Source organism: Streptomyces sp. NPDC006643, assembly GCF_042870175.1.
Taxonomy (GTDB): domain Bacteria; phylum Actinomycetota; class Actinomycetes; order Streptomycetales; family Streptomycetaceae; genus Streptomyces.
The window spans coordinates 98,966-118,934 of record NZ_JBIAHA010000005.1; the positions used below are offsets into that span (position 1 = coordinate 98,966).

Below are 19,969 nucleotides of genomic sequence, written 5' to 3' on the forward strand. Positions count from 1 at the left end.
TCAACGGGGCCGCGGTCAGCGGGGACCGGGTGACGGTACGGGTCCCGGCCAAGGTCAACGTGCAGCTGGCGGTGGGCGCGGCGCGCCCCGACGGCTTCCACGACCTGGCCAACATCTTTCTGGCGGTGGGCCTCCACGACGAGATCACCGTCACCCCGGCCGACGAACTGCGCGTCACCTGCGCGGGACCGGACGCGCACCAGGTACCGCTGGACACCACGAATCTCGCGGCGCGGGCGGCGATCGCACTGGCCGAGCGGCACGGCATCGATCCGCGCGTCCATATCCACATCGACAAGGACATCCCCGTCGCGGGCGGCATGGCAGGCGGCAGCGCGGACGGCGCGGGCGCGCTGCTCGCGTGCGACGCGCTCTGGTCGCTGGGCTCGTCCGAGGCCGAACTGCTCGCCATCTGCGCCGAGTTGGGCAGCGACGTACCGTTCAGCCTGCTCGGCGGCGCGGCGCTCGGCGTCGGCCGCGGCGAGCGGCTGACGCCGCTGGACGTCGGCGGCACGTTCCACTGGGTGTTCGCGGTCGCCGACGGCGGCCTGTCGACCCCGGCGGTCTACGCGGAGTTCGACCGCCTCACCTCGGGCACCGACGTCCCGCCCCCCACCGCCGACCCGGCCCTGCTCACGGCCCTGCGCACCGGCGACCCGACGGCCCTGGCCGCCACCCTCACCAACGACCTCCAGCCCGCGGCCCTCTCCCTGCGCCCCTCCCTCGCGACGACGCTCACCACGGGCACCTCGGCGGGCGCGCTGGCGGCCCTGGTCTCCGGCTCGGGCCCGACGACGGCGTTCCTGACGAAGGACGAGGAGTCCGCGACGACGGTCGCCGAAGCCCTGCTGGCATCGGGCAACTGCCGTACGGCGCGGGTGACTTCATCGCCCGCCGCCGGGGCACGGGTGGTGCCGGCCCGGTGAGCGGCGCGAACACGACCCCCTCGCTGATCGACCTGCTCCGGCAGACGGCCGACGCGTCCGACGGCCTCGTACAACTGCGCCCCGGACTCTCCGACGCCCGGATGGACACCTGGGCGGCGCCGGTGCCGGAAGAGATACGCGAACTGCTGCGCGCGGTGGGCGGCATCCGGATCGCCTTCGGCCGGTCCAGGACCGACGGCGGTTACCTCTTCACGGACATCGACTTCGACGAACCGCTCAACGAGGGCACGGCGCCCGGCGGTTGGGACGGCAGCTGGTACGTGGAGCGGGCCGGCGGCCCCGGCACCCACCACTTCGTCCACCTCGACTCGGCGGGCGGCTTCGTCTACGTCGACGTCGACCGCGAAACAGGCGCCTGGGGACCGGTGTTCACCTTCTCCGACGAGAACGACACGCAACGCCTGGCCGATTCACCGCACGCCTGGATCCGGCGCACGGCCGAATCCCTGCGCGACGCGGTCCGCGAGGCGGATGGAGACGTACGGAGATTCAGCTCCGCCTTCGAGGACGGCTGGCGGGAGCCCGAGGAGTCCGGCCCCGACGTACTCCCGGTCTCCGCGCCCACCGCGAGGACGAGCACCGACCCGGTCATCCGCTCGCTGGCCGCCGCCCTCCCAGACGACGGCGCCCTGGCCGACCTCCGCGACGTGACGGGCTGCGCGCGCATGCTCTTCCACTTCCCGGAGTCCTGCCGCTTCGCCCGCACCCACGGCGGCACCGTACTGACGGCGGTCCCGATCCCGTACGCCAACTGACCGCCGCCGCGCCCCTACTCCGGAGCCTCCCGTACGTGCTGGTGGCCGTCCAGGGGAAACGGTGGTCGGGCGGGGAGGGTCTGGCGGTAGACGTAACCGGTCTTTTCCGCGACGCGGCAGGAGGCCGTGTTGTCGATCTGGTGGAGCAGTTCGAGGCGGCTGACTCCCGGGAGGGCGCTGAACGCCCAGCCGGTCAGGGCCTCCAGGGCGCGTGGCGCGATGCCGCGCCCGCGGGCCTCGGCGGCGGTCCAGTAGCCGACCTCCGCGCTGTCGCGGCGGGCCGCGCCCCGCTTGAGGGCGACGTTGGCGACGAGCCGATCACCTTCGAGTACGGCGAAACTGAACCGCTCCCCGGACCGCCACCCGTCCCGCTGGATCTCCAGCCACCGCAGCGCGTCCTCGACTCCCGTGACGGGCAGCCGGGTCCACTGCCGGAGCACCGGGTCGCGGTAGACGTCGATCAGCGGGCGGATGTCGCTGTCGTCCCACGGACGGAGATCGAGGGCGGGGTGCCCGGCCGGGGTGGGATCGACGTGGAGTTCGACGGTCAACGCTGTGCGCTCCTACTCGCCCCGCATGTGCTCGGGGATCTCCGGGAACAGGCCCGTCACCTCGGCGGACGGGACGGTCTCGGCGGCCGGGGGAGGGGTGGCCGGTACGGGCTTGTCGGCATCGCGGAGTTCCAACTCCGCGCGTTCGTCGTTCAGTTCGAACTTCACCTTGCGCGGGAGGGGGTCGCCCTTCACCGTGATGTGGACGGTGACCCCGTCGCTCTCCGGTTGCTCCACCAGCTCCACGATCCGCTCGCCGTCCTGTGTGATCGGATTGAGCGCCTTGGCCTTGCTGGCCGAGTCGGGCACCTCGGCGAACGCCCTGTCCAGATCGCACAGAGTCAGGCGCTGGTCGTCCTTCACCTCGGCCGCCGAGGACTCGATGTATTTCCCGCGGGCCTTCTTCGCGGCCTCGTCGTGGCGGGCGACCGCGCCCGGACCGATGTACTCGGCCATTCTGCGTACGCTCGCCAGCGACGCGTCCTCGTGCCGGTACCACGCCCGCTCGCCGCCCACCTGGATGATCTCGACGCGGCTCTCGCCGGGATACCCCATGGTGCCGACGCAGTTGCCGTCCCGGTCCACCCGCAGATCCACCGGGCCCACCGGCGAGTAGCTGCCGGTCATCCGGACCGTGTCGTACCCCTTCAGCGTCTTCAGCGCCGCGGACATCCGCTGGACCTCGGTCCCGCCCTGCCGCGACCCCTTCGGGGACTCCTCTCCGGAATCACCGCATCCGGATATCCCGGTCAGGCCCACGCCCACCACCACCGCGCACAGCACCGCCGTACGCCGTCTTCGCTTCCCCACCCCGACACGCCTCTCTCATCTGCGAATTCGCCTTGTGTGAGGCATTATCCCGGCGCCGCCCACGTGCCCGCGCCGGGCCCTACTCCGCGAGCGCTTCGGCGACGAACCGCCAAATCTCCGCCGTCAGGGCCATGTTGCCGCTCTGTTGGGCCCGTTCGGCAAGTTCTCGCAGTCCGGCGAGCGCCGGGGCCTGTTCGCCCTCCAGGAGCAGTACGCGGTTGCGCAGTACGTCGAGCCTGATCCGGTCCTGGAACGTCAACCGGTCGTCGAAGCCGACCAGTTGGTCCAGTGCCGCGCGGGCCTCGTCGGGGCGGCCCGTGATGACCGCGATCCGGGCGCGTACCGCCAGCAGTTCCTGCTCGATGGCCGGTGCGCCCGCGAACGGCAGGGCCGCCTGGACCTCTTCGACGCGCCGTTGGGCGCGTTCCGTCCTCGGCGGATCGGTCAGGAGATCGGCGCGGGCCGCGTTGGTGCGTACGCGCATCCACATCGTCAGATCGTCCCGGCCGTCGAAGCCCTGGCAGGCCTGGTCCATGAGTTCCGCCGCGGCCTCGGGATCGCCCTGTCGGGAGCGGGTGGTGGCCGCGGCCCAGAGAGCTTGTGACCGTAGCGAGGGGGAGCCCTCTTCCGTAACGGCGAGCAGTTCGTCGGTGTAGCGCGCGGCGTCGGGGAGCCGCCCGGCCTCGCCCAGCCCCGACACGAGGGCCAGCAGGGCCGCGATCCGTACGCGGGCGGGCAGTTGCTCGCTCTCGGCCAGCTCGTAGGCGTGCGTCGCGGCGGCGACGGCGTCGGTGATCTCACCGATGTTGCGCATGCAGCGGGACAGTTCGGCCAGTGCCCTGCCCCGTAGCTCGGGCAGTCCGGCCTCCGCGCCGAGCATGACCAGTTCGTCGAGGCACGCCCGCTGTTCGGCGTACTCCTGCCGCCGTCGGCGCCACTCGGCGACCTGCCAGAGCGCTTGCCAGCGCAGAAGCGGGTCCTCGCCGCCCGAGGCCTTGAGTGCCTCGTTGAGTGCCTCGCCGGCCTCGTCCTGGCCCAGTCCGGTCGCCAGCGTCAGGCTCCGCGCGAGTGAGGCGGCCGTGGTCTCGGTGAGTTCGGCGGGGCTGATGCCCAACTGACCGGCCAGATGCGCCACGGCCCGCTCGGTGGGCTGCCGTGCGCCGGACTCCAGCCGGGACAGGTAGCCCGCGGACATGCCCTCGCCGGCGAGCGCGGCGAGCGTCAGGCCGCGTTCGGTCCTCAGCTGCCTGAGCCGACGGCCGAAGACTGGCTGCTCGATCATGTCCGAACTCACTCCCGGGTGGCGGTGACGACGTCCGACGTCCGACGTCCGCGTAGGCGTACGTCGCGCCCGACCTTAACTCACTTGCCGATAGCGAGGCAATCTCTTGCCGGGGTGGGGGCGGGTTGGTCGAGTTCGTTGGCAATCAATCATGGCAAGCTATTGCCAAAGCTCTGGCAACAGTCCTAACGTTGCTCTCGTTCGCCGGACAACCCGGCAGCCACAGAAGAGGGAACACCAGCGATGAGCATCACGAACAACAGCACTTCCGCCACCGCGTGGACCGGCATGGTGCCGGTGGACGACACGGCGCTGGCCGTCACCGACACCGGTGGTTCAGGTGTCCCGGTGATCTATCTCAACGGTCAGTTCGCCACCCAGGGGTACTGGCGGCGGGTCGTCGCCGAACTGGGCCCGGACTGGCGGCACATCACCTACGACGAGCGGGCCCGCGGCCGGAAGTCGAAGCGGTCGGCGGACTACTCCTTCGAGGCCGCGGTGCGGGACGTCGACGCCGTTCTCGCGGCCAGGGGCGTGGACCGCGCGCTGGTGGTGGGCTGGTCCTACGGGGCGTTCGTCGCGGCGCACTGGGCGTCCCGCAATCCGGAGCGTGCCCTGGGCGCGGTCCTGGTGGAGGGCGCGCAGCCGCACGACTGGCTGGACGACGCCATGGAGGAGCGGATCCGCAAGACCTTCCGGCGGTTGAACCTGTTCATGCCGCTGCTGCGGCCGACGGGTCTGACCCCGCGGATGAACGCGGCACAGATGGCGGAGTGCAACATCGAGCTGGGCAAGCTGGCCCGCGAGAGTGCGCTGGGTCCGGTGCTGGACCGGATCACGGTCCCGGCGCGGTACGTGGTGGCTTCGGGCAACTCTCTCGGGAGCAAGGGCGACGAGCAGGAGGTGATCCGCGCGAGCCTGGACGGGGTGGTCGCCCGTAACCCGAACATGAGGATCAGCGCGAAGGTCGCCAGCAATCACGACGCGATCCTGAAGAAGGACTTCCTGGCCGTCGCCGACTCCGTACGGGAGGTCGCCGCCCTCGACCGTGCGGCGAACTGAGGGGGCAGGGCCGGTGGACCGACGGTCGGTCGCCCAGGCAACGTCTGCCGCCTCTGCCTGGGCGCCACGGTTCACCCGCCGGGCGCCACGGTTCACCCCGGGCGCCATGGTTCACCCCCGGTCACCCGGTCGCGCTCGGATCTCGGCGTTGTCAGACCCCTGCGTTAGATTCCGGGCATGACTCAATTCGTACTGGTGGCAGGTGCGTGGCTGGGCTCGTGGGCGTGGGACGAGGTGGTGTCCGATCTGCGGGACGCCGGGCACGGGGCGCACGCGCTCACGCTGTCCGGTCTCGCCGACCGGCGGCAGGAGCAGCGGGACGCGCCCGTCGGGCAGCAGACGCACGTCCAGGACATCGTGGACGCGATCGAGCGCCTCGATCTGCGGGACGTCGTCCTGGTGGGACACAGCTACTCGGGCATCCCGGTGGGCCAGGCCGCCGAGCGGATCGGCGACCGGCTGTCCCGCGTGGTGTTCGTCGACTCGAACGTGCCGGCGGACGGTGAGTCGTTCGTCTCCGCCTGGCCGGACGGCCGGGCCGCGGTCGAGGCGTCGATCGCGGAGCACGGCGGCTTCTGGGCGCCCCTGACGGCGGAGGAGTACGCGGGGCAGGGCCTCACGGACGAGCAGATCGCCCGTATCGTCTCCGGCGCGACCCCGCACCCGGGCGCGACCCTGACCGAACCGGCGACGCTGACCCGCCCTCTCGGCGACCTCCCGGCGATCTACATCAAGTGCCTGCTGGACTGGCCGGAGCCGAGCCCCGACGTGGCGGAGCTGCTGAAGAGCGAGCACTGGCGGCTGGTGGAGCTGAACACGGGCCACTGGCCGATGTTCTCGCAGCCCCATGAGCTGGCCCGGATCCTGCTCGACGCCTGAGCGCCGCACGCCTGTCGGGACGTGGCCGTCACACCGCCCGGCCCCGCTTCGACTTGGGCGTCACATCGCCCGGCGCCGCTTCGACCTGGGCGTCACATCGCCCGGCCCCGCTTCGACTTGGCCCGTATCCGTTCCCGTAGGAGCGACTGGTAGTACGCGGACCTCTCCTCGTCCAGGTCGATGAACTCGACGATGTCCGCCACCGTCTCCGCCTCGTCCGCGCTGCCCGTCAGACCGATCCGCGCCACCACCCAGAATCCCTCTCGGCACCTCGCACGGCACTCGTCGCCGAGCAGGGTGCGGCCCAGTGCCGCCTCCGTGCTGTGGGAGTCCCCGCTCGTCAGGCGCCACAGGGTGATCATGAACTCGGCCCGTGCCATGGGCGACAGGTCACCGGCCAGCGCGGCGAGGATCACCCCGACCGCGGGGACCGACGCCTCGAAGAGGTTCGTTTCCCGTTCGAGGTGGCCGGCGAGGCTGTAACCGGCCATCTCACCCGGTGCCCCGGCCTCGATGATCGTCTCGAACAGCATCGGCACATGGTCGGCGGACCCGTCGCAGCCGCACCGCAGACTCGCCCAGTCGTGCCGGTCCAACTCGGCCCGTACCGGCGCGGCGAGACTCACCGGCCCGCACCGGCTTCACCGGTTTCACCAGCCTCCCGGGCCTCCCGGGGCTCCCCGGCGTCCCGGGCCTCCCGCGCCGCGTCCTCCAGCCGGCGCCGGTGGGTCTCCCACGTGGTCCGCCCGTCCCACGGCAGATTCTCGTTGCCCTCGCGCATCCCGACGTTCCCGTCGATCAGCTCCCGGACGATGTCGGCATGCCCGGCGTGCCGGTGGGTCTCCGCGACCACGTGCACCAGGACGCGGTGCAGCGTCACCTCCCGCTGCCCCTCGCGCCACCACGCGACATGGCCGCCCGCGTCGAGCGGCAGCGCCGCGATCGTACGGTCCGAGTGCGCCCACACCCGTCGGTACAGCCCCACGATCTCCTCGCGCGACTCGTCCGGCGTGGCCCACATGTCCGCGTTCGGCTCGGCCTCCTCCTCGTACCACGCCGGGACCCGCCCCGCCTCGAAGAACGGCCGTCCGAACGTCACGCCGAAATACCCGATCTCCACGCCGGCCGTGTGCTTCACCAGCCCCAGCAGATTGGTCCCCGTGGGAGTCAGGGGGCGGCGGATGTCGTACTCCGACAGGCCGTCGAGCTTCCACAGCAGGGCGTCACGAGCGGCTTGCAGATAGCGGAGAAGGTCCGCCTTCGGGTTGGATTCGACCATGCCCCGCAGTGTCCCACCCGGCACCGACACCCCGGCCCCGCGCGTCGGCGAGGCCGCGCAGCAGTGCCGCGCCGGCGGCGTCCGACGGGTAGTAGGACTCGATCGAGATCTCGTCGAGCGTGATGTCCTGCGGCGTGCCGAACGTCGTGATGGTCGAGAAGAGGCTCAACTCCCCTTCCCGGAAGCGGAAGATCATCGGAGTGGCGACCTCCGACTCCAACGGCGGGCGCGCCCCCTCCGATCCGCCCGACCTCGCCGGTCCCTCCGGTCCGTCCGCCGCGAAGAACTCGTCGTACAGGGCCGCCACCACCGGATCGCCGGTCCTCGCGATCTGCCGGGACAACCGGGCACGGAGGACCGTACGGACCTCGGCGAGGTTGACGATCCGGGAGGCGAGGCCGCGTGGGTCGAGGCCGAGACGGACCATGTTGAGCGGGGCGGCCAGCAGTTCGGGATCGACCTCCGCGAGGAAGTGGTCGACCGGGGCGTTGGTCATCAGCACGTTCCACCGCCCGTCCATAACCAGCGCCGGATACGGTTCGTGCGCCCGCAGCACCCTGAGCACGGCGTCCCGGACGGCCGCCATGTCCGGCTCGTCCAGGGGCCGTTCGCGGTAACGCGGCGCGAATCCGGCCGCCACCAGCAGGCGGTTACGGTGCCGCAGCGGAACTTCCAGCTGCGCCGCGAGGCGCAGCACCATGTCGGCGCTCGGGCGGGAGCGGCCCGTCTCGACCAGGCTGACGTACCTCGGCGAAACGCCCGCCGCCAGCGCCAGATCGAGCTGGCTCAGCTGTCTGCCGTGCCGCCACTCGCGCAGCAGCCCGCCCACCGTCTCCACGTGGTCGACCTCCACGTGGTCGACCCTAGTCCCGTGCCGCGCGGACGGTCCATGAACTGGGAGTTCATCGACAGCCCCCGCCCGTGTCGCCACACTCCTCCACATGAGCAACGACAGCAACAAGGACCTGGTCCTCAACTGCCTGAAGCTGTACGGCGCGGGCGACCTCGACGCCGTCGCACCCCTCCTGCGCGACGACTACGCGGATCACGGGCTCCCGTTCCGTACCACCACGAAGGCGGAGTGGATCGCGGAGGCGCGCATACTGCCCCTCGCCGATCTGCGCGTCGACATCCGCCGTCTCGTGGCGGAGGGTGACTACGTCACGATGTTCTCCCGGCGGTCGCTGCCCGCGGGCGGGCTCGACATCGCGGTGGCGGACGTCTTCCGCGTCCAGGACGGACTGATCGCCGAGCGCTGGGAGATCGTGGAACAGCTCCCGGCGGACGGACCGAATCCGGTGGAGACCCTCTGAGCCGCCCTCTGCATGTCCCCGGCCAGGGTGGAGACTGCGGGGCATGGAGTACTTCTGCTATCACCGCGACCGTGCCGGCTCCCTCGCGCTGCGCGAGGAACTGCTGGAGGAGCACTGGTCGTACATGGACGGCTATGCGAAGGAGATGATCGCCCGCGGCCCGACCCTCGCCGCCGACGGCACCCCCACCGGCAGCGTCCACATCCTCGACCTGCCGACCACCGCCGCCGCCCGCGCGTTCGCCTTCGACGAGCCCGGCTACCAGGCCGGTGTGTACCGGGACGTGTCGCTGCGCCGCTGGCGCAACGCGCTGGGCCGCACCATGTGGGAGTTTCCGGGCGGCCCCGAGGACGGCAACCGCCATCTGGTGCTCGGCCTGGGCGCGGGACCGGCCGTCGACCTCGAAGTGCCGTCCGACCGGGGCGAGTTGATCGCGTACGGGCCGCTGCTGTCGGACGACGGTACGCACTGGCTGGGTACGGCGGCGCTGGTCCGCGCCCCGGACGCGGCGGCGGCCCGCGCCGTACTGACCCCGGAGGGGTACGCCGAGATCGAGGTCCACCGCTGGCAGTTCGGCGGGCGGTCGTAAGGCGGACGGGCGGTCGTAGTAGGGCGGGGTAGGCACCGGATTTCACGCAACGCCGCGTTCGGACACGAAACGGGCTAGGACTGGGCCGGGGCCAAGCTCCCCACCGTGGAGGGTTCGGATCCACCGCCGCTGGGTGCCGGCCCGTCGCAGCTTGGCACGTCCCGAGAAGATCGCGTATTACCCGGCCTTCGCGGCGTTGGTGCCTGCCCCGACCTCCTTCACACTGTGCGCACATTCACCTTGCCGACCTGGGCGCCCGCACGCACGTGCGCCGTCGTCAACGCCCCGGCCGCATCGGGCTCCAACAGCCGCGCAACCAGTGCCGGCCTGGACCTTCGATCCCGCCATGACCTGCCCCCCCAAGGCGATATCAACCTGACATGCCGTCACCGACCCACTGACACCGAACCGGCACATCGCAGACGGCGCGAGGAAGTAGACTTATGTACCGATCGGTGCCCAAGGCCTGTGCGCAGGAGGCCGACGCCACGGGTGTCGCATCCATAAATGCCGCGAACAGACCCAGGACTGGACACCGAAGACGATGATGAACAAGGCAGCCAATCCGGCAGGCCGAAGCTCAACGGGCCGTTTGACGCCCCCATCCACCCGTCCGCTCCCGAAAGCCTTCTCCGTCGCAGGCCTTGTCGTCGCTCTGTTGATCGGCGCAGGGTGCTCCGCCGAAGGCGTCGACGGTACTGGCGGAGACGCCACGCAGTCGCCCACCGGTCAGGAGCAGACTTCCGGGCACGCCGAGGCCGACTTCGTCTCCGGCAGCGGCACTGTCACCGTTAGCCAGGTGAGGCAGATGAGCGTTGTCATAGAGACTCCGGAGGGCGTCATCTACTCGGATCCCACCGGGGGCAGCGACCGGTACTCGGGCCACCCAGCGCCTGACGTCGTTCTGATCTCGCATGAGCATCACGACCACTTCGATGTCGAGACTCTGGAGGGTCTCCTCAAGAATGAGACACAACTCGTCGCTCCGCAGTACGTCATAGACAGCCTCCCAGAAGGATTGAGAGAGAACGCTGTCTCCCTTGCGAATGGCCGGCAGGCTGAGGTCGGAGAGATTACGGTCGAAGCGATCCCCGCCTACGGCATCAACGCAGAAGCCGAGCAATGGCACCCACCTGGGCGCGGAAACGGATACGTGGTGACCGTGGCCGGCTTGCGCTTGTACATCGCTGGTTCCACGGAGGCCACCCCGGAGATGCTGGAGCTGGATGACATCTACCTGGCCCTCCTGCCCCTCTACCCGCCGTATGCCCTCGGACCCGGGGAGGCTGTAACTGCGGTGTCGACCTTCCTCCCGCAGTTCACCTACATATATCAGTACAACAGCGAAGCGACGCGGGACGACTTCCTACGGAGAATGGAAGATGACGCGCCATCCGCAAGAGTCGTCGCGCCCGACATCGCGCCCTGAACAGGTCCACAGTTAAGAGGAAAGCCGGCCGTCAGGGGCGGGTGTTCAGCGACCAGGCATGCGTGCACCGCGGGCACTGGAGATGGAGCACAGGACCGCTGTTGGCGATCAGATAGCGCCAGTGCTCACCGCAGTTGCGCGGACTGGCGCACGTCGCGCAGTGCCGGGCGTCGTCGCAGACGGGGCAGGCCACCCAGGCCCGCCGGGAGGCGTCCGCCTGCGGATCAATGGGCAGCCGCACGGCCCGGCCCGTCCCCGGGCAGGACTCCTGCCGCCACCAGCATGTCGTAGGTGCGCTGCTGCTCGGCGTCCAGGCCGGAGTAGAGCAGCGCGTACGCCTCGTCCTCGCCCCGCATGGCGGCGACGGGGTCCCACTCGGGACCGAGCGCGGTCACGACCTCGGCCCGTCGGCGGGCTTCCTCGAAGGTCAGGTCGATCGTGAAGGGTATGAGGTCGTCGGAGATGCCGTCGGTGCTGTTGTCCTGATTCATGGCGAGACTTTCGCTGTGCCGCTGGAACATCTCCATCAGTACCAGGCGCTCGCGCCGACAGGGAAGGGTTACCTAAGTCGGCCCTTGGCGTGCTCGGCCGCACGTTCACGCGGATCGGTGGGCGGGGGTGGGTCGTTACGGGCGCGAGGCCCACGGTCCGTCCCCGGAGCTGTGACGCACTTCACCGCCCACCAGACGGCGGCGTACAGCGCGAGCGCGCAGGCCAGCGCGGCGCCCCCGCCGATCGCCGAGTCCGCGAAGATCCCCTCCACCACCTCTCGGGCCGACGCCGGGGTGGTCGTGCCGGGTCCGCCCCGGTAGGTCTCCATCGTCTGTAGGTTGACGGCGGCCCCGACGAGGGCGGCGGCGGCCGGCGCCGCGAGGGCGCTCCGGCGCATCGCCGCCGGGAGACCGGGGGATCGATCGGCCGGGCGGGGGCGGCGGGGGCGGCGCCACAGATGTACGGCGACGGCGGCCAGGCCCCCGACCGTACTGAGGTGCTGGATCACGCGCGCGACCGTCAGATCGCCGGCCACCTGGGAGCGCAGGACGCTCACGTGGGTGACGACATAGCCGTCGAAGTGCGTGAAGGAGTCCCACGCCAGATGGGTCGCGACGCCGATGAGCGCGGACAGCAGCACCCAGCCGGCCCGGCGCGGACAGCTGCTCGTACGGGCCGCCGTCCCGGCTGCGGCGAGCCGTCTCGGCAGCAGATCGGCGACCGGCCGCCGCATCACTCCGTACAGCGTGAGGAGAACCAGCGCGAACGGCAGCGCCACGAGCAGGCCGCCGAGCGGCGTGTGGGAGTAGGTGGCGTTGAGGAACGGCTCGTACCAGGACTGGGCGCTGACGGGTATGTCCGCGCCGACGAGGAAGTACGGCACGTCCGGCGCCAGGGATCCGCAGACCAGGGCGGCCGGGCGGAACGGCGGGCGCAGCAGCGGCAGTACGGCCGCCGGGTGGGACAGCGTGAACGGCAACGGAAGTCCCTCGCGAGTCGAGACAGGTCGGGCAACTGGATATGTCACCCGAGAGTATATGTCGCCCAACTGACTATGGCGGATCGCCCCTGCCGCTCAAGGTGGTGCGGGGTGCCTCAAGGTGGTGCGGAGTGCCCAAGGTGGTGCGGGGTGTCTCAGCGCAGGTCGGCCCAGTGGCCGGCCCGGCCCCGCCCACGGCGCGAGAGCCGATACGCGTACGCCGCCATCGCACCCGCCGCCGGCCCGGCGGCGCCCAGCGCCAGGACCGGAAGCGAGGTGCCCCAGCCGCCCGTGTAGGCGTACGCGAGGAACGGCGGGCACGCCACGGTCATCGCCGCCGCCTCCCTCAACCCCGGCGACTTCGACCGCAGCGCCGACGCGAGCCCGGTGGCCGCCAGGACGAGCAGGGGCCACAGGCCGTAGTCGGTGCTGAACGGCAGTACGTGGGCCTGGACGGCGACCAGTGGCAGCCAGGCGACCGCGGCCATCGCGCCCGCCGCCGCGCACGCGCGGGGACCGGGTCGCAGATCCGGCGGGCATGCCAGCACGATCAGTGCGGTGAGCAGCGCCATCGCCGGGGTGACGACGGGGTCGCCGAACGCGCGCCCGCTGACGACAGCGGCGACGGCCAGTCCCGACAGTCCGACCGCGACCGTGCTCACGCCCCCGTGCCACCGGCCGGTCAGTGCCGTGATCGCCCCGACGACGACCAGCGCCGACGCGAGCAGGAGCGCGGTCCATGTGTCGGCGGAGAGGTGCACGGGGGACGGTGAGGCGACGACCCCGGCGTACCAGCTGGTCACATGGACGCCGCAACCGGCCGCCGCCGCGCCCACCGCGTACGGCGCCGCGCTCGCCAGCAACCGGCCGGCGGCCGTCGCCGAGCTGAGCCCGAGCCGCATCCGTACCGCGTGGGCGGCGATGTCCGCCGCCTCCCGGAATCTGTCCGTACGGGACGCCTCCGCCGCTGCCTGCCGATAGACGGCAAGGATCTCCGAGCCCAACTCCTGGCGGTAGCGCGGCGGGTACAGGCGCAGAATCAGCCCGATCACGCCTCGGTCACCTTCGCCGTAGGTGTCCCCGGCACTCCGGAGACCCCCAGCCGCCGGCTGGCCTCCCGGGCCGTCGCCGCCATCCGCTCCGCCTCGGCGGCGAGCCTTTCCCGCCCGAGCGGCGCCAGCGCGTAGACCTTGCGGGCCCGCCCGTCGACGACCTCCTCGCGATGCACGTCGATCAGGCCGTCCTTCAACAGCCGGTCGAGGGCGCCGTAGAGCGTGCCGGTACGCAGGACGACCCGGCCGCCGGAGAGGGTCTTCACCTCCTGGGCGATGGCGTAGCCGTGCCGGGGCGCGTCCGCCAGGGCGGTCAGCACCAGAAGGGTCGGCTCTTGCAGCACACGCTCACTCATCCGCCCAACATATGTCGCCCGGCGACTCATCGACAACGCGGTCCGCGACGGGCTCAGCCGCCTGCGCGCGACGGGCTCAGCAGTACGTATCAGCAGTGCGCTCAGCCGCGTGCGAGGAAGAACTCCCGGATGTCCTCGGCCAGCAGTTCCGGCACCTCCATCGCCGCGAAGTGGCCGCCCCGGTCGAACTCCGACCAGTGCCTGATGTCGTACAGCCGCTCGGCCAGCGGGCGCACCGACTGGGTGATGTCGTACGCGAACACCGCCACGCCCATCGGCACCGGGCACGGCGCGGTGTGCCCAGTCCTCCCGGCCTTCCCGGGGGCGTCGTGGTGCAGCCGCGCCGAGGAGGCCGCCGTCGCGGTCAGCCAGTACAGCGAGATGTCCGTGAGTATCCGGTCGTCATCGACCGGCGTACGCGGATCGGTCCAGTTGGCGAAGCGCTCCGCGATCCACGCCAGTTGGCCGACGGGCGAGTCGGTCAGCGCGTAGCCGATGGTCTGCGGGGTCAGCGCCTGCAATGCCTGGTACGGCGGACGGTTCGCCATTAGCCGTCCGACCACGTCCAGGCGGGCCTCGTCCGTCGCGGACAATTCGACGCCGGCGTCCGGATCGGGCCTGGTCGGCAGGTAGTTGACATGGACCCCGACCACCCGCTCGGGCGCCACCGTGCCGAGCGCCGTCGAGATGCCCGAGCCGAAGTCGCCTCCCTGAGCGCCGTAGCGCTCGTACCCGAGACGGCGCATCAACTCGGCCCACGCCTCCGCGATCCGGACGAGATCCCAGCCGCGCTCGTGGGTCGGCCCGGAGAAGCCGTAGCCCGGTATGGAGGGGATCACCAGGTGGAAATCGCGCGACAGCGGCTCGATCACATCGAGGAATTCCAGGAACGAACCGGGCCAGCCATGGGTGAGGACCAGCGCGAGCGCGTCCGGCTTCGGGGACCGGACGTGGACGAAGTGGATGTTCTGTCCGTCGATCTCGGTGGTGAAGTGCGGCAGTTCGTTGAGCCGCGCCTCGTGTTCGCGCCAGTCGTAGCCGGTGCGCCAGTGTTCGGCCAGCTCCTTGAGCCGGGCCAGGGGGAAGCCGTAGTCCCAGCCGGCGTCGGCGACCTCGTTGGGCCAGCGGGTACGGGCGAGGCGGTCGGCCAGGTCGTCGAGGTCGGCCTGGGGGACGGCGATACGGAAGGGCTTGATCGCGGTCCCGGCTCCGGAGGCGTTCATGGAGGCTCCAAACGTTGGGGCGACAAACGTTAGTGAAGCTAACGCTAACATAATCGTAGGTGTCACCAACGATTAGCTAGACTCGCCCCATGGACACCCCACCCGAGAACCGGCCCGGAACCCCGGCCGGGAACGCGTCCGAGCGGGCACCCGACGACACCCCCGCCGCGTGGCAGGGCCTGCCGACCTGGCTGCTCACCCAGACCGCCCACCACGCGCACCGTCTGGTGACCGACGCGTTCACGGCCGCCGGCGCCCGCGGCTACCACTACCGGCTGCTGGCGACGCTGGAGGAGTTCGGCCCCTCCAGCCAGGCCGGGCTCAGCCGCCGTACCGGTATCCACGTCAGTGACACGGTCGGGGCGCTCAACGAACTCGGCGACGGCGGGCTGATCGAGCGCGCCCCGGACCCCGCCGACCGGCGGCGCAACGTCATCTCGCTGACCGCCGAGGGCGAGCGGCACCTGCGGCGGCTGGAGAAGCCGCTGGCCGAAGCCCAGGACGAACTGCTGGCGCCGCTGTCACCGCAGGAGCGCCGGCGGTTCACCGACTACCTCTCCCGGCTGCTCGATCATCACGACCGGCGCTGAGTCCTCTGCGTAGGATCGCCGCCATGGCACTGCGACCTGTTCAGGTGAACATCAAAGCTCTCGACGACGCGGCGGTCGGCCGCTTCTGGGCGGAGGCGCTCGGCTGGGGCACCTCCAGCGAGGCGCCGGGCGTGACCAACGTCGAACCCACCGGCGACTTCGTCTGGCCCGACGCGAAAGCCCTCTGCGTCGATGTCGTGGCCGTCCCGGAGGCCAAGTCGGCGACGAAGAACCGCGCCCACATCGATCTCGCCACCAACTCCGCCGAGCACCAGGCGGAGTTGGTCGCCCGCCTGAAGGCCCTCGGCGCGACGCCCGTCGACATCGGCCAGGGCGACGTGCCCTGGACGGTGCTCGCCGACCCCGAGGGCAACGAGTTCTGCGTGCTGGAGCCCCGGGAGATCTACCGCGACACCGGGCCGATCGCCGCGGTGGTCGTCGACTGCGCCGACCCGCGGGCCATGGCCCGGTTCTGGGACGAGGCGACGGACTGGACCCTGCACAAGGTGACCGACGACCAGGCGGTGCTCCGCTCGGCCCAAGGGGTCGGCCCCTACCTGGAGTTCCTCCGCTCGGCCGACCCGAAGACCGTGCCGGACCGCGTCCATATCGACCTGCTGCCCTACCGGGGCCAGGCCGCGTCGGCGGAGGCGGCCCGGCTCCGCACCCTCGGCGCGACCGACCTCGACCTCGGCCAGGGCGCCGTCCGCTGGACGTGCCTGGCCGACCCGGAGGGCCACGAGTTCTGCGTGCTGGGCGGCCCCTCCTGACGGGCCGCCCCTGTCACGTCAGATCAGGTGGTCGAACTCGCCGGCTTTGACGCCCGCGATGAAGGCGCGGAGCTTGGCGGGGTCGGTGGTGACGACGGTGTCGGGTGTCTCGCTCTCGCGGAGGAGGATCCGGCCGTCCGCGTGGGCGAGTTCGACGCACTGGATCTCGCCGTCGGATCCGGAGAACGAGGACTTCTGCCAGGTGATGGGGCTGGTCATGGCTGGTGGCTCGCTTTCTGTCGATGTTGTGGTGCGTGGGGTGCGTTCAGCGCGGTCGACTCGGCAGTAGTTCAGCGCACCTCCCGGACGCCACGCCCGCCTTGATCGTTCATGCCACCCGATGGTGTGAACGAGAGGTATGGCGGAGCATTCGCAGGTGGTCCGGTCGGTGGCAAAGTGGGTCCGCGACCCAGGCATTGAGGAGACACGGTGCAGTTCACGATTCGCCCCGCCCGCTCGCACGATGCTCCGGCAGTCAGGAGCATCGTGTTCAAGCGGTCGGACTGGCTTGAGTCCAAAGGACTGCCGAGCTGGCGGCAGGACGCGGACCTCGTCAGCGAACTCACCGCGAATCCGGACGGTTCCATGTGGATTCTGGAGGCCGACGGCCGTCCCGTCGGCTGCACCACGCTGACGGCGTCCACACCCCCGATGGCGTGGACCCAGGAGGAACTCGCCGAATCGTCGCTGTACCTGTACACGACGATCACGGACCCGGCCATCAGCAGCTGGAAGCCGGGAACACTCATCGCCCTGTGGGCGGTGGACCGGGCTTTCCAGGAAGGCACCGAGTGGGTACGCCGAGGCTGTCGCTCCGACGGTCTGGTCGCCTACTACGAGCGCCAGGGTTTCACCGTGATTCACACGATGCGGAAGACCCACGGCCCCATGTATCTGATGGGACGACGCGCCGAGCGGATCGAGGACCTGCCGGCCCGCTTCGCCGCGTCGGTCCCACACCGCTAGGAGAGAAAGGCCCTCAACACCGGGCCGGGACGCTTCACAAGTAGGCGACCGCGGCGAGGTGGAGGTGGATGACCTCGATCAACTGCGAGTGGTGCATCTCGTCGTACGTCTCGCGGCTCAGGGCATTCGTCACGGCGCGGAGCCCGTCGGGGTTGACGAGCCCGGTCTCGAACAGGGGCGAGCCTTGCCTGATCATGTTGGCGAGCAGAGTCGTGCCGTGCCGGACGAGAGCTGCTGCCACCACCTCGGCGAAGCTCTCCCGCTCAACCGGCCACGTCACTTCGGAGCCCATGCCAAGTGCTGACAGACGTCGTCGTTGGAGCCGCTTGAGTTCGCGCCAGTCCATCGGAAGCGCCTCTCCGAGCGCCACCATCTCCTCGTCGGCGAACGGATGGACCGGCCACAGTCCGGCGCGGAGAAGCACCGGCGCGGCGCTTTCGAGGGACAGGAGCGTCATGGAGTTCACGGCAGCCGGAGGGGCGATCCCGTCGTCACCGAACTCCGCGACCTGAGCGACGCGTTCGCCCATCCAGGGAAGGGAGCCGGCGTCCTTCATCGAACCCGCCGCCCGATGGGGGTACTCCTCCTGCGACAGCGCGACCATCTCGTCCCCGCCGATTCCGGTGACGACCGTGTGCGCGCCGGTGGCCGCGATGCGCCGCGTCATGCTGACGAAGGGGTGATGCAGCGGGTCCTCGTACGGACTGATCGGCGCGCCCTGGGCCCTGAGACAGTCGGGGTGGAGAGGTAGATGCTCCATGGCGTCGACAAGCACGTCCACCGGCCCGAACGGCACGGTGGAGCGCATCTCGGCACGGCGCCGCATCTGCTGCTCGCGGCCGGGGCCTCCGATCAGGAGCGCGGAGGTGTTCAACCGTCCGGGGAAGCGTTCGGCGGCGCGTGTGGCGACCGTGCCCGAGTCGAAGCCGCCGGTGAGGTGGAAGTGCGTTCGTTCCGGATCCAGCGGACGCAGGTCCAGGGCGTCATCCAGGCATTGCACGAACGCGTTCTGAACGTCGGCGTCCGGGGCGAGTTGGCGCGGACCGGTGTGCAGGGCGGGCGCCGGATAGCGCAGGAAGAGGTGCCCGCCGTAGTGGGCGGTCGAACGCTCGGTCAGCCGGTGAATCCCCGTGAAGAGTGTGTGCTGGCTGTAGCGGGGCCGGTAGAGGAGCAGCCGGGCGGCTTCCCGCACGTTGAGGCCTCTGGCGTACGGCAGTAAGTCGGCCATGTCCCAGGAACCGTGGAGGGCCGTGTCGTCGTGGGCGAGGTAGAGGGGCGTGGTTCGGCAGGCTCCGGCGGAGACTTGCACCGGCTTGTCCGGGACGGTCTCGACCAGAACGTAGTCTGCGGGCCACCGCCGCGCGAGACCGCGGATGGCGTTGTACTCGTCGGCCGTTGCCGGCCGTACGTCCGGCTCGCACGGCGGCTGTCCGGCCACCCGCTCGCGCACCACCAGAAGAGTACGGTGCCCGTCCGTCACGGCGAGCTGCTCGACCATGGGGTGCGCGAGCGGGACGATCTCCCCTCGCCGATCGCCGGTTGTGTAGCGACCGGAGAGCCACTGCCACGTGTCGTCGGCGTAGGGGGTGAGCTGAAGCGTGAGCACGAGTACTCCAAGTCCAGATGACTGGGGTCGAGTCGATTCGCTTCTGCTGGCGGGCTCGTCAGATGGCGGTGGTGTCGTAGGTGTGGGCGCCGTCCGCCGATCCTTGCGCCTTCTTGTACTCGTGCGACTCGGCCGGAGCCTGCACGCGGCGGACCGCCTTTGTGACGAACGGGTCGTCGAAGACCCGTCGGCGTTGCGGGGGCGGGGTGAAGTCACGGATCATGGGATGCCCTCCGGGGTGGGACTTGCTGTCACCATGAAGCTACTGAAAGTCAGTTCCACTGGCCAGAGGGCCCTTTGCCTGATGCCCGGTTGAGGGCCCGTGCCTCGTGCGCGCGTCCGAAGCCGTGCGTGTGAGGAGCGCCCCCTGTCACGTCAGATCAGGTGGTCGAACTCGCCGGCTTTGACGCCCGCGATGAAGGCGCGGAGCTTGGCGGGGTCGGTGGTGACGACGGTGTCGGGTGTCTCGCTCTCGCGGAGGAGGATCCGGCCGTCCACGTGCGCGAGTTCGACGCACTGGATCTCGCCGTCGGATCCGGAGAACGAGGACTTCTGCCAGGTGATGGGGCTGGTCATGGCTGGTGGCTCGCTTTCTGTCGATGTTGTGGTGCGTGGGGTGCGTTCAGCGCGGTACGAGGGGGAGTTGGCGCGCCGGCGGGGGCTGGAACAGGTGGTAGGGGTGGACCGTCCACTCCAGCCAGGTGCTGCGGGTGCTGAGTGAGAACCCGCAGAGTTCGCCTCGGTGCAGGGCCGCGACGGCCCCGACGCAGCCGCCGCCTTCGGCCCAGCTGAGGGCCCGTCTGTGCTCGTTGGGTGGGAGCGTGGACGCGACGGTGCGGACGGATGACCGGATCTGACGGATCGCCTCGGCGGGGGTGCTTGCCGAGTGGCGCTCGACCTTCTCGATGTCCGAGCCCGCGGCGCCGAGTGAACGGTACGTGACGTGCTCGCACCAGTAGTGGATCTCCGTGTCCGGGCATGGCGAAGCGGGGGGCTGGTGCATGGGTGGGGCCTTCCGCCGGCGCGTGGGGGTGCGGGG

General features: G+C 70.6%; 27 protein-coding genes. 10 read left to right on the top strand and 17 right to left on the bottom strand.

Annotation, left to right across the window (positions count from 1 at the left end; all coding sequences use genetic code 11):
• Nucleotides 1-29 precede the first annotated feature (29 nt).
• Together ACFYNU_RS08770 and ACFYNU_RS08775 are read left to right on the top strand one after the other, a co-directional pair.
• Nucleotides 30-926 carry a 4-(cytidine 5'-diphospho)-2-C-methyl-D-erythritol kinase gene (locus tag ACFYNU_RS08770; protein ID WP_356584572.1) on the top strand — a complete coding sequence of 299 codons (897 nt, stop codon included), beginning with the start codon at nt 30-32 and terminating at the stop codon, nt 924-926.
• Nucleotides 923-1,702 (top strand): hypothetical protein, encoded by a 780-nt coding sequence (locus tag ACFYNU_RS08775; RefSeq protein WP_356584379.1) that lies wholly within the window; start codon nt 923-925, stop codon nt 1,700-1,702. The genes ACFYNU_RS08770 and ACFYNU_RS08775 overlap by 4 nt, the downstream gene beginning before the upstream one ends.
• Before the next feature lie 14 nt (nt 1,703-1,716).
• On the opposite strand, the gene ACFYNU_RS08780 is transcribed toward ACFYNU_RS08775, so the two are convergent.
• From ACFYNU_RS08780 to ACFYNU_RS08790, 3 genes are all read right to left on the bottom strand, one after another.
• Entirely contained in the window at nt 1,717-2,253 is a 537-nt protein-coding gene (locus ACFYNU_RS08780; RefSeq protein WP_356584381.1) for a GNAT family N-acetyltransferase, read from the bottom strand.
• 12 nt (nt 2,254-2,265) lie between these two features.
• Nucleotides 2,266-3,063, bottom strand: a complete 798-nt coding sequence (locus ACFYNU_RS08785) for a hypothetical protein (protein WP_356584383.1) — start codon at nt 3,061-3,063, stop codon at nt 2,266-2,268.
• Nucleotides 3,064-3,142: 79 nt separating this feature from the next.
• Nucleotides 3,143-4,345, bottom strand: coding sequence for a helix-turn-helix transcriptional regulator (locus ACFYNU_RS08790; protein WP_356584385.1), 1,203 nt, complete (start codon nt 4,343-4,345; stop codon nt 3,143-3,145).
• A gap of 243 nt (nt 4,346-4,588) precedes the next feature.
• On the opposite strand from ACFYNU_RS08790, the gene ACFYNU_RS08795 reads away from it, so the two are divergent.
• Nucleotides 4,589-5,407, top strand: a complete 819-nt coding sequence (locus tag ACFYNU_RS08795; RefSeq protein WP_356584387.1) for an alpha/beta fold hydrolase — start codon at nt 4,589-4,591, stop codon at nt 5,405-5,407.
• Nucleotides 5,408-5,584: 177 nt separating this feature from the next.
• On the top strand, nt 5,585-6,286 hold the full coding sequence (locus ACFYNU_RS08800; RefSeq protein ID WP_356584389.1) for an alpha/beta hydrolase: 702 nt from the start codon (nt 5,585-5,587) through the stop codon (nt 6,284-6,286).
• Between the two features lie 92 nt (nt 6,287-6,378).
• Here ACFYNU_RS08800 and ACFYNU_RS08805 read toward each other — a convergent pair whose 3' ends face one another.
• Genes ACFYNU_RS08805 through ACFYNU_RS08815 form a run of 3 tightly spaced genes read right to left on the bottom strand, consistent with a single transcriptional unit; the run spans nt 6,379 to nt 8,418 of the window.
• Entirely contained in the window at nt 6,379-6,912 is a 534-nt protein-coding gene (locus tag ACFYNU_RS08805) for a hypothetical protein (RefSeq protein WP_356584391.1), read from the bottom strand.
• The gene (locus ACFYNU_RS08810; RefSeq protein WP_356584393.1) at nt 6,909-7,565 is read right to left on the bottom strand and encodes a DinB family protein; all 657 of its coding nucleotides are present in this window, start codon (nt 7,563-7,565) and stop codon (nt 6,909-6,911) included. Before ACFYNU_RS08810 ends, ACFYNU_RS08805 begins: the two co-directional genes overlap by 4 nt.
• Nucleotides 7,510-8,418, bottom strand: coding sequence for a helix-turn-helix transcriptional regulator (locus ACFYNU_RS08815; protein WP_356584395.1), 909 nt, complete (start codon nt 8,416-8,418; stop codon nt 7,510-7,512). Before ACFYNU_RS08815 ends, ACFYNU_RS08810 begins: the two co-directional genes overlap by 56 nt.
• Before the next feature lie 88 nt (nt 8,419-8,506).
• On the opposite strand from ACFYNU_RS08815, the gene ACFYNU_RS08820 reads away from it, so the two are divergent.
• From ACFYNU_RS08820 to ACFYNU_RS08830, 3 genes are all read left to right on the top strand, one after another.
• Entirely contained in the window at nt 8,507-8,878 is a 372-nt protein-coding gene (locus ACFYNU_RS08820) for a nuclear transport factor 2 family protein (protein ID WP_356584397.1), read from the top strand.
• Between the two features lie 43 nt (nt 8,879-8,921).
• Nucleotides 8,922-9,467, top strand: coding sequence for a YciI family protein (locus tag ACFYNU_RS08825; RefSeq protein WP_356584399.1), 546 nt, complete (start codon nt 8,922-8,924; stop codon nt 9,465-9,467).
• 808 nt (nt 9,468-10,275) lie between these two features.
• Nucleotides 10,276-10,896: an MBL fold metallo-hydrolase gene (locus tag ACFYNU_RS08830; RefSeq protein ID WP_356584401.1), complete on the top strand. Its 621-nt coding sequence runs from the start codon at nt 10,276-10,278 to the stop codon at nt 10,894-10,896.
• Nucleotides 10,897-10,927: 31 nt separating this feature from the next.
• Here the strand turns inward: ACFYNU_RS08830 and ACFYNU_RS08835 are convergent, their stop codons facing one another.
• The 6 genes from ACFYNU_RS08835 to ACFYNU_RS08860 all read right to left on the bottom strand — a co-directional run bounded on the left by ACFYNU_RS08835 (nt 10,928) and on the right by ACFYNU_RS08860 (nt 14,998).
• Nucleotides 10,928-11,137, bottom strand: a complete 210-nt coding sequence (locus ACFYNU_RS08835) for a hypothetical protein (RefSeq protein ID WP_079128281.1) — start codon at nt 11,135-11,137, stop codon at nt 10,928-10,930.
• Complete coding sequence (locus tag ACFYNU_RS08840; protein ID WP_356584403.1) at nt 11,121-11,387, bottom strand: DUF6400 family protein; 267 nt, start codon at nt 11,385-11,387, stop codon at nt 11,121-11,123. The genes ACFYNU_RS08835 and ACFYNU_RS08840 overlap by 17 nt, the downstream gene beginning before the upstream one ends.
• A 68-nt stretch (nt 11,388-11,455) precedes the next feature.
• Nucleotides 11,456-12,367 carry a DUF4184 family protein gene (locus tag ACFYNU_RS08845; RefSeq protein ID WP_356584405.1) on the bottom strand — a complete coding sequence of 304 codons (912 nt, stop codon included), beginning with the start codon at nt 12,365-12,367 and terminating at the stop codon, nt 11,456-11,458.
• A 155-nt stretch (nt 12,368-12,522) separates the two neighbouring features.
• Nucleotides 12,523-13,419 carry a hypothetical protein gene (locus tag ACFYNU_RS08850; protein ID WP_356584407.1) on the bottom strand — a complete coding sequence of 299 codons (897 nt, stop codon included), beginning with the start codon at nt 13,417-13,419 and terminating at the stop codon, nt 12,523-12,525.
• A complete protein-coding gene (locus ACFYNU_RS08855) occupies nt 13,416-13,775 on the bottom strand; it encodes a PadR family transcriptional regulator (RefSeq protein WP_356584409.1) in 360 nt (119 codons plus the stop codon). Before ACFYNU_RS08855 ends, ACFYNU_RS08850 begins: the two co-directional genes overlap by 4 nt.
• 101 nt (nt 13,776-13,876) lie before the next feature.
• On the bottom strand, nt 13,877-14,998 hold the full coding sequence (locus tag ACFYNU_RS08860; protein ID WP_356584411.1) for an epoxide hydrolase family protein: 1,122 nt from the start codon (nt 14,996-14,998) through the stop codon (nt 13,877-13,879).
• A gap of 89 nt (nt 14,999-15,087) precedes the next feature.
• Between ACFYNU_RS08860 and ACFYNU_RS08865 the strand changes: the two genes are divergently transcribed.
• Together ACFYNU_RS08865 and ACFYNU_RS08870 are read left to right on the top strand one after the other, a co-directional pair.
• Nucleotides 15,088-15,588 carry a MarR family winged helix-turn-helix transcriptional regulator gene (locus ACFYNU_RS08865; protein WP_356584413.1) on the top strand — a complete coding sequence of 167 codons (501 nt, stop codon included), beginning with the start codon at nt 15,088-15,090 and terminating at the stop codon, nt 15,586-15,588.
• A 23-nt stretch (nt 15,589-15,611) separates the two neighbouring features.
• Nucleotides 15,612-16,358 (top strand): VOC family protein, encoded by a 747-nt coding sequence (locus tag ACFYNU_RS08870; RefSeq protein WP_356584415.1) that lies wholly within the window; start codon nt 15,612-15,614, stop codon nt 16,356-16,358.
• Between the two features lie 18 nt (nt 16,359-16,376).
• On the opposite strand, the gene ACFYNU_RS08875 is transcribed toward ACFYNU_RS08870, so the two are convergent.
• Nucleotides 16,377-16,577, bottom strand: coding sequence for a DUF397 domain-containing protein (locus tag ACFYNU_RS08875; RefSeq protein ID WP_356584416.1), 201 nt, complete (start codon nt 16,575-16,577; stop codon nt 16,377-16,379).
• Nucleotides 16,578-16,787: 210 nt separating this feature from the next.
• On the opposite strand from ACFYNU_RS08875, the gene ACFYNU_RS08880 reads away from it, so the two are divergent.
• Nucleotides 16,788-17,324 (top strand): GNAT family N-acetyltransferase, encoded by a 537-nt coding sequence (locus ACFYNU_RS08880; protein ID WP_356584417.1) that lies wholly within the window; start codon nt 16,788-16,790, stop codon nt 17,322-17,324.
• A gap of 34 nt (nt 17,325-17,358) precedes the next feature.
• Here ACFYNU_RS08880 and ACFYNU_RS08885 read toward each other — a convergent pair whose 3' ends face one another.
• The 4 genes from ACFYNU_RS08885 to ACFYNU_RS08900 all read right to left on the bottom strand — a co-directional run bounded on the left by ACFYNU_RS08885 (nt 17,359) and on the right by ACFYNU_RS08900 (nt 19,933).
• On the bottom strand, nt 17,359-18,930 hold the full coding sequence (locus ACFYNU_RS08885; RefSeq protein WP_356584418.1) for an asparagine synthase-related protein: 1,572 nt from the start codon (nt 18,928-18,930) through the stop codon (nt 17,359-17,361).
• Nucleotides 18,931-18,988: 58 nt separating this feature from the next.
• Nucleotides 18,989-19,153: a hypothetical protein gene (locus ACFYNU_RS08890; protein WP_356584419.1), complete on the bottom strand. Its 165-nt coding sequence runs from the start codon at nt 19,151-19,153 to the stop codon at nt 18,989-18,991.
• A 152-nt stretch (nt 19,154-19,305) separates the two neighbouring features.
• The gene (locus ACFYNU_RS08895; protein WP_356584420.1) at nt 19,306-19,506 is read right to left on the bottom strand and encodes a DUF397 domain-containing protein; all 201 of its coding nucleotides are present in this window, start codon (nt 19,504-19,506) and stop codon (nt 19,306-19,308) included.
• A gap of 46 nt (nt 19,507-19,552) precedes the next feature.
• Nucleotides 19,553-19,933: a hypothetical protein gene (locus tag ACFYNU_RS08900; RefSeq protein WP_356584421.1), complete on the bottom strand. Its 381-nt coding sequence runs from the start codon at nt 19,931-19,933 to the stop codon at nt 19,553-19,555.
• Nucleotides 19,934-19,969: the final 36 nt, after the last annotated feature.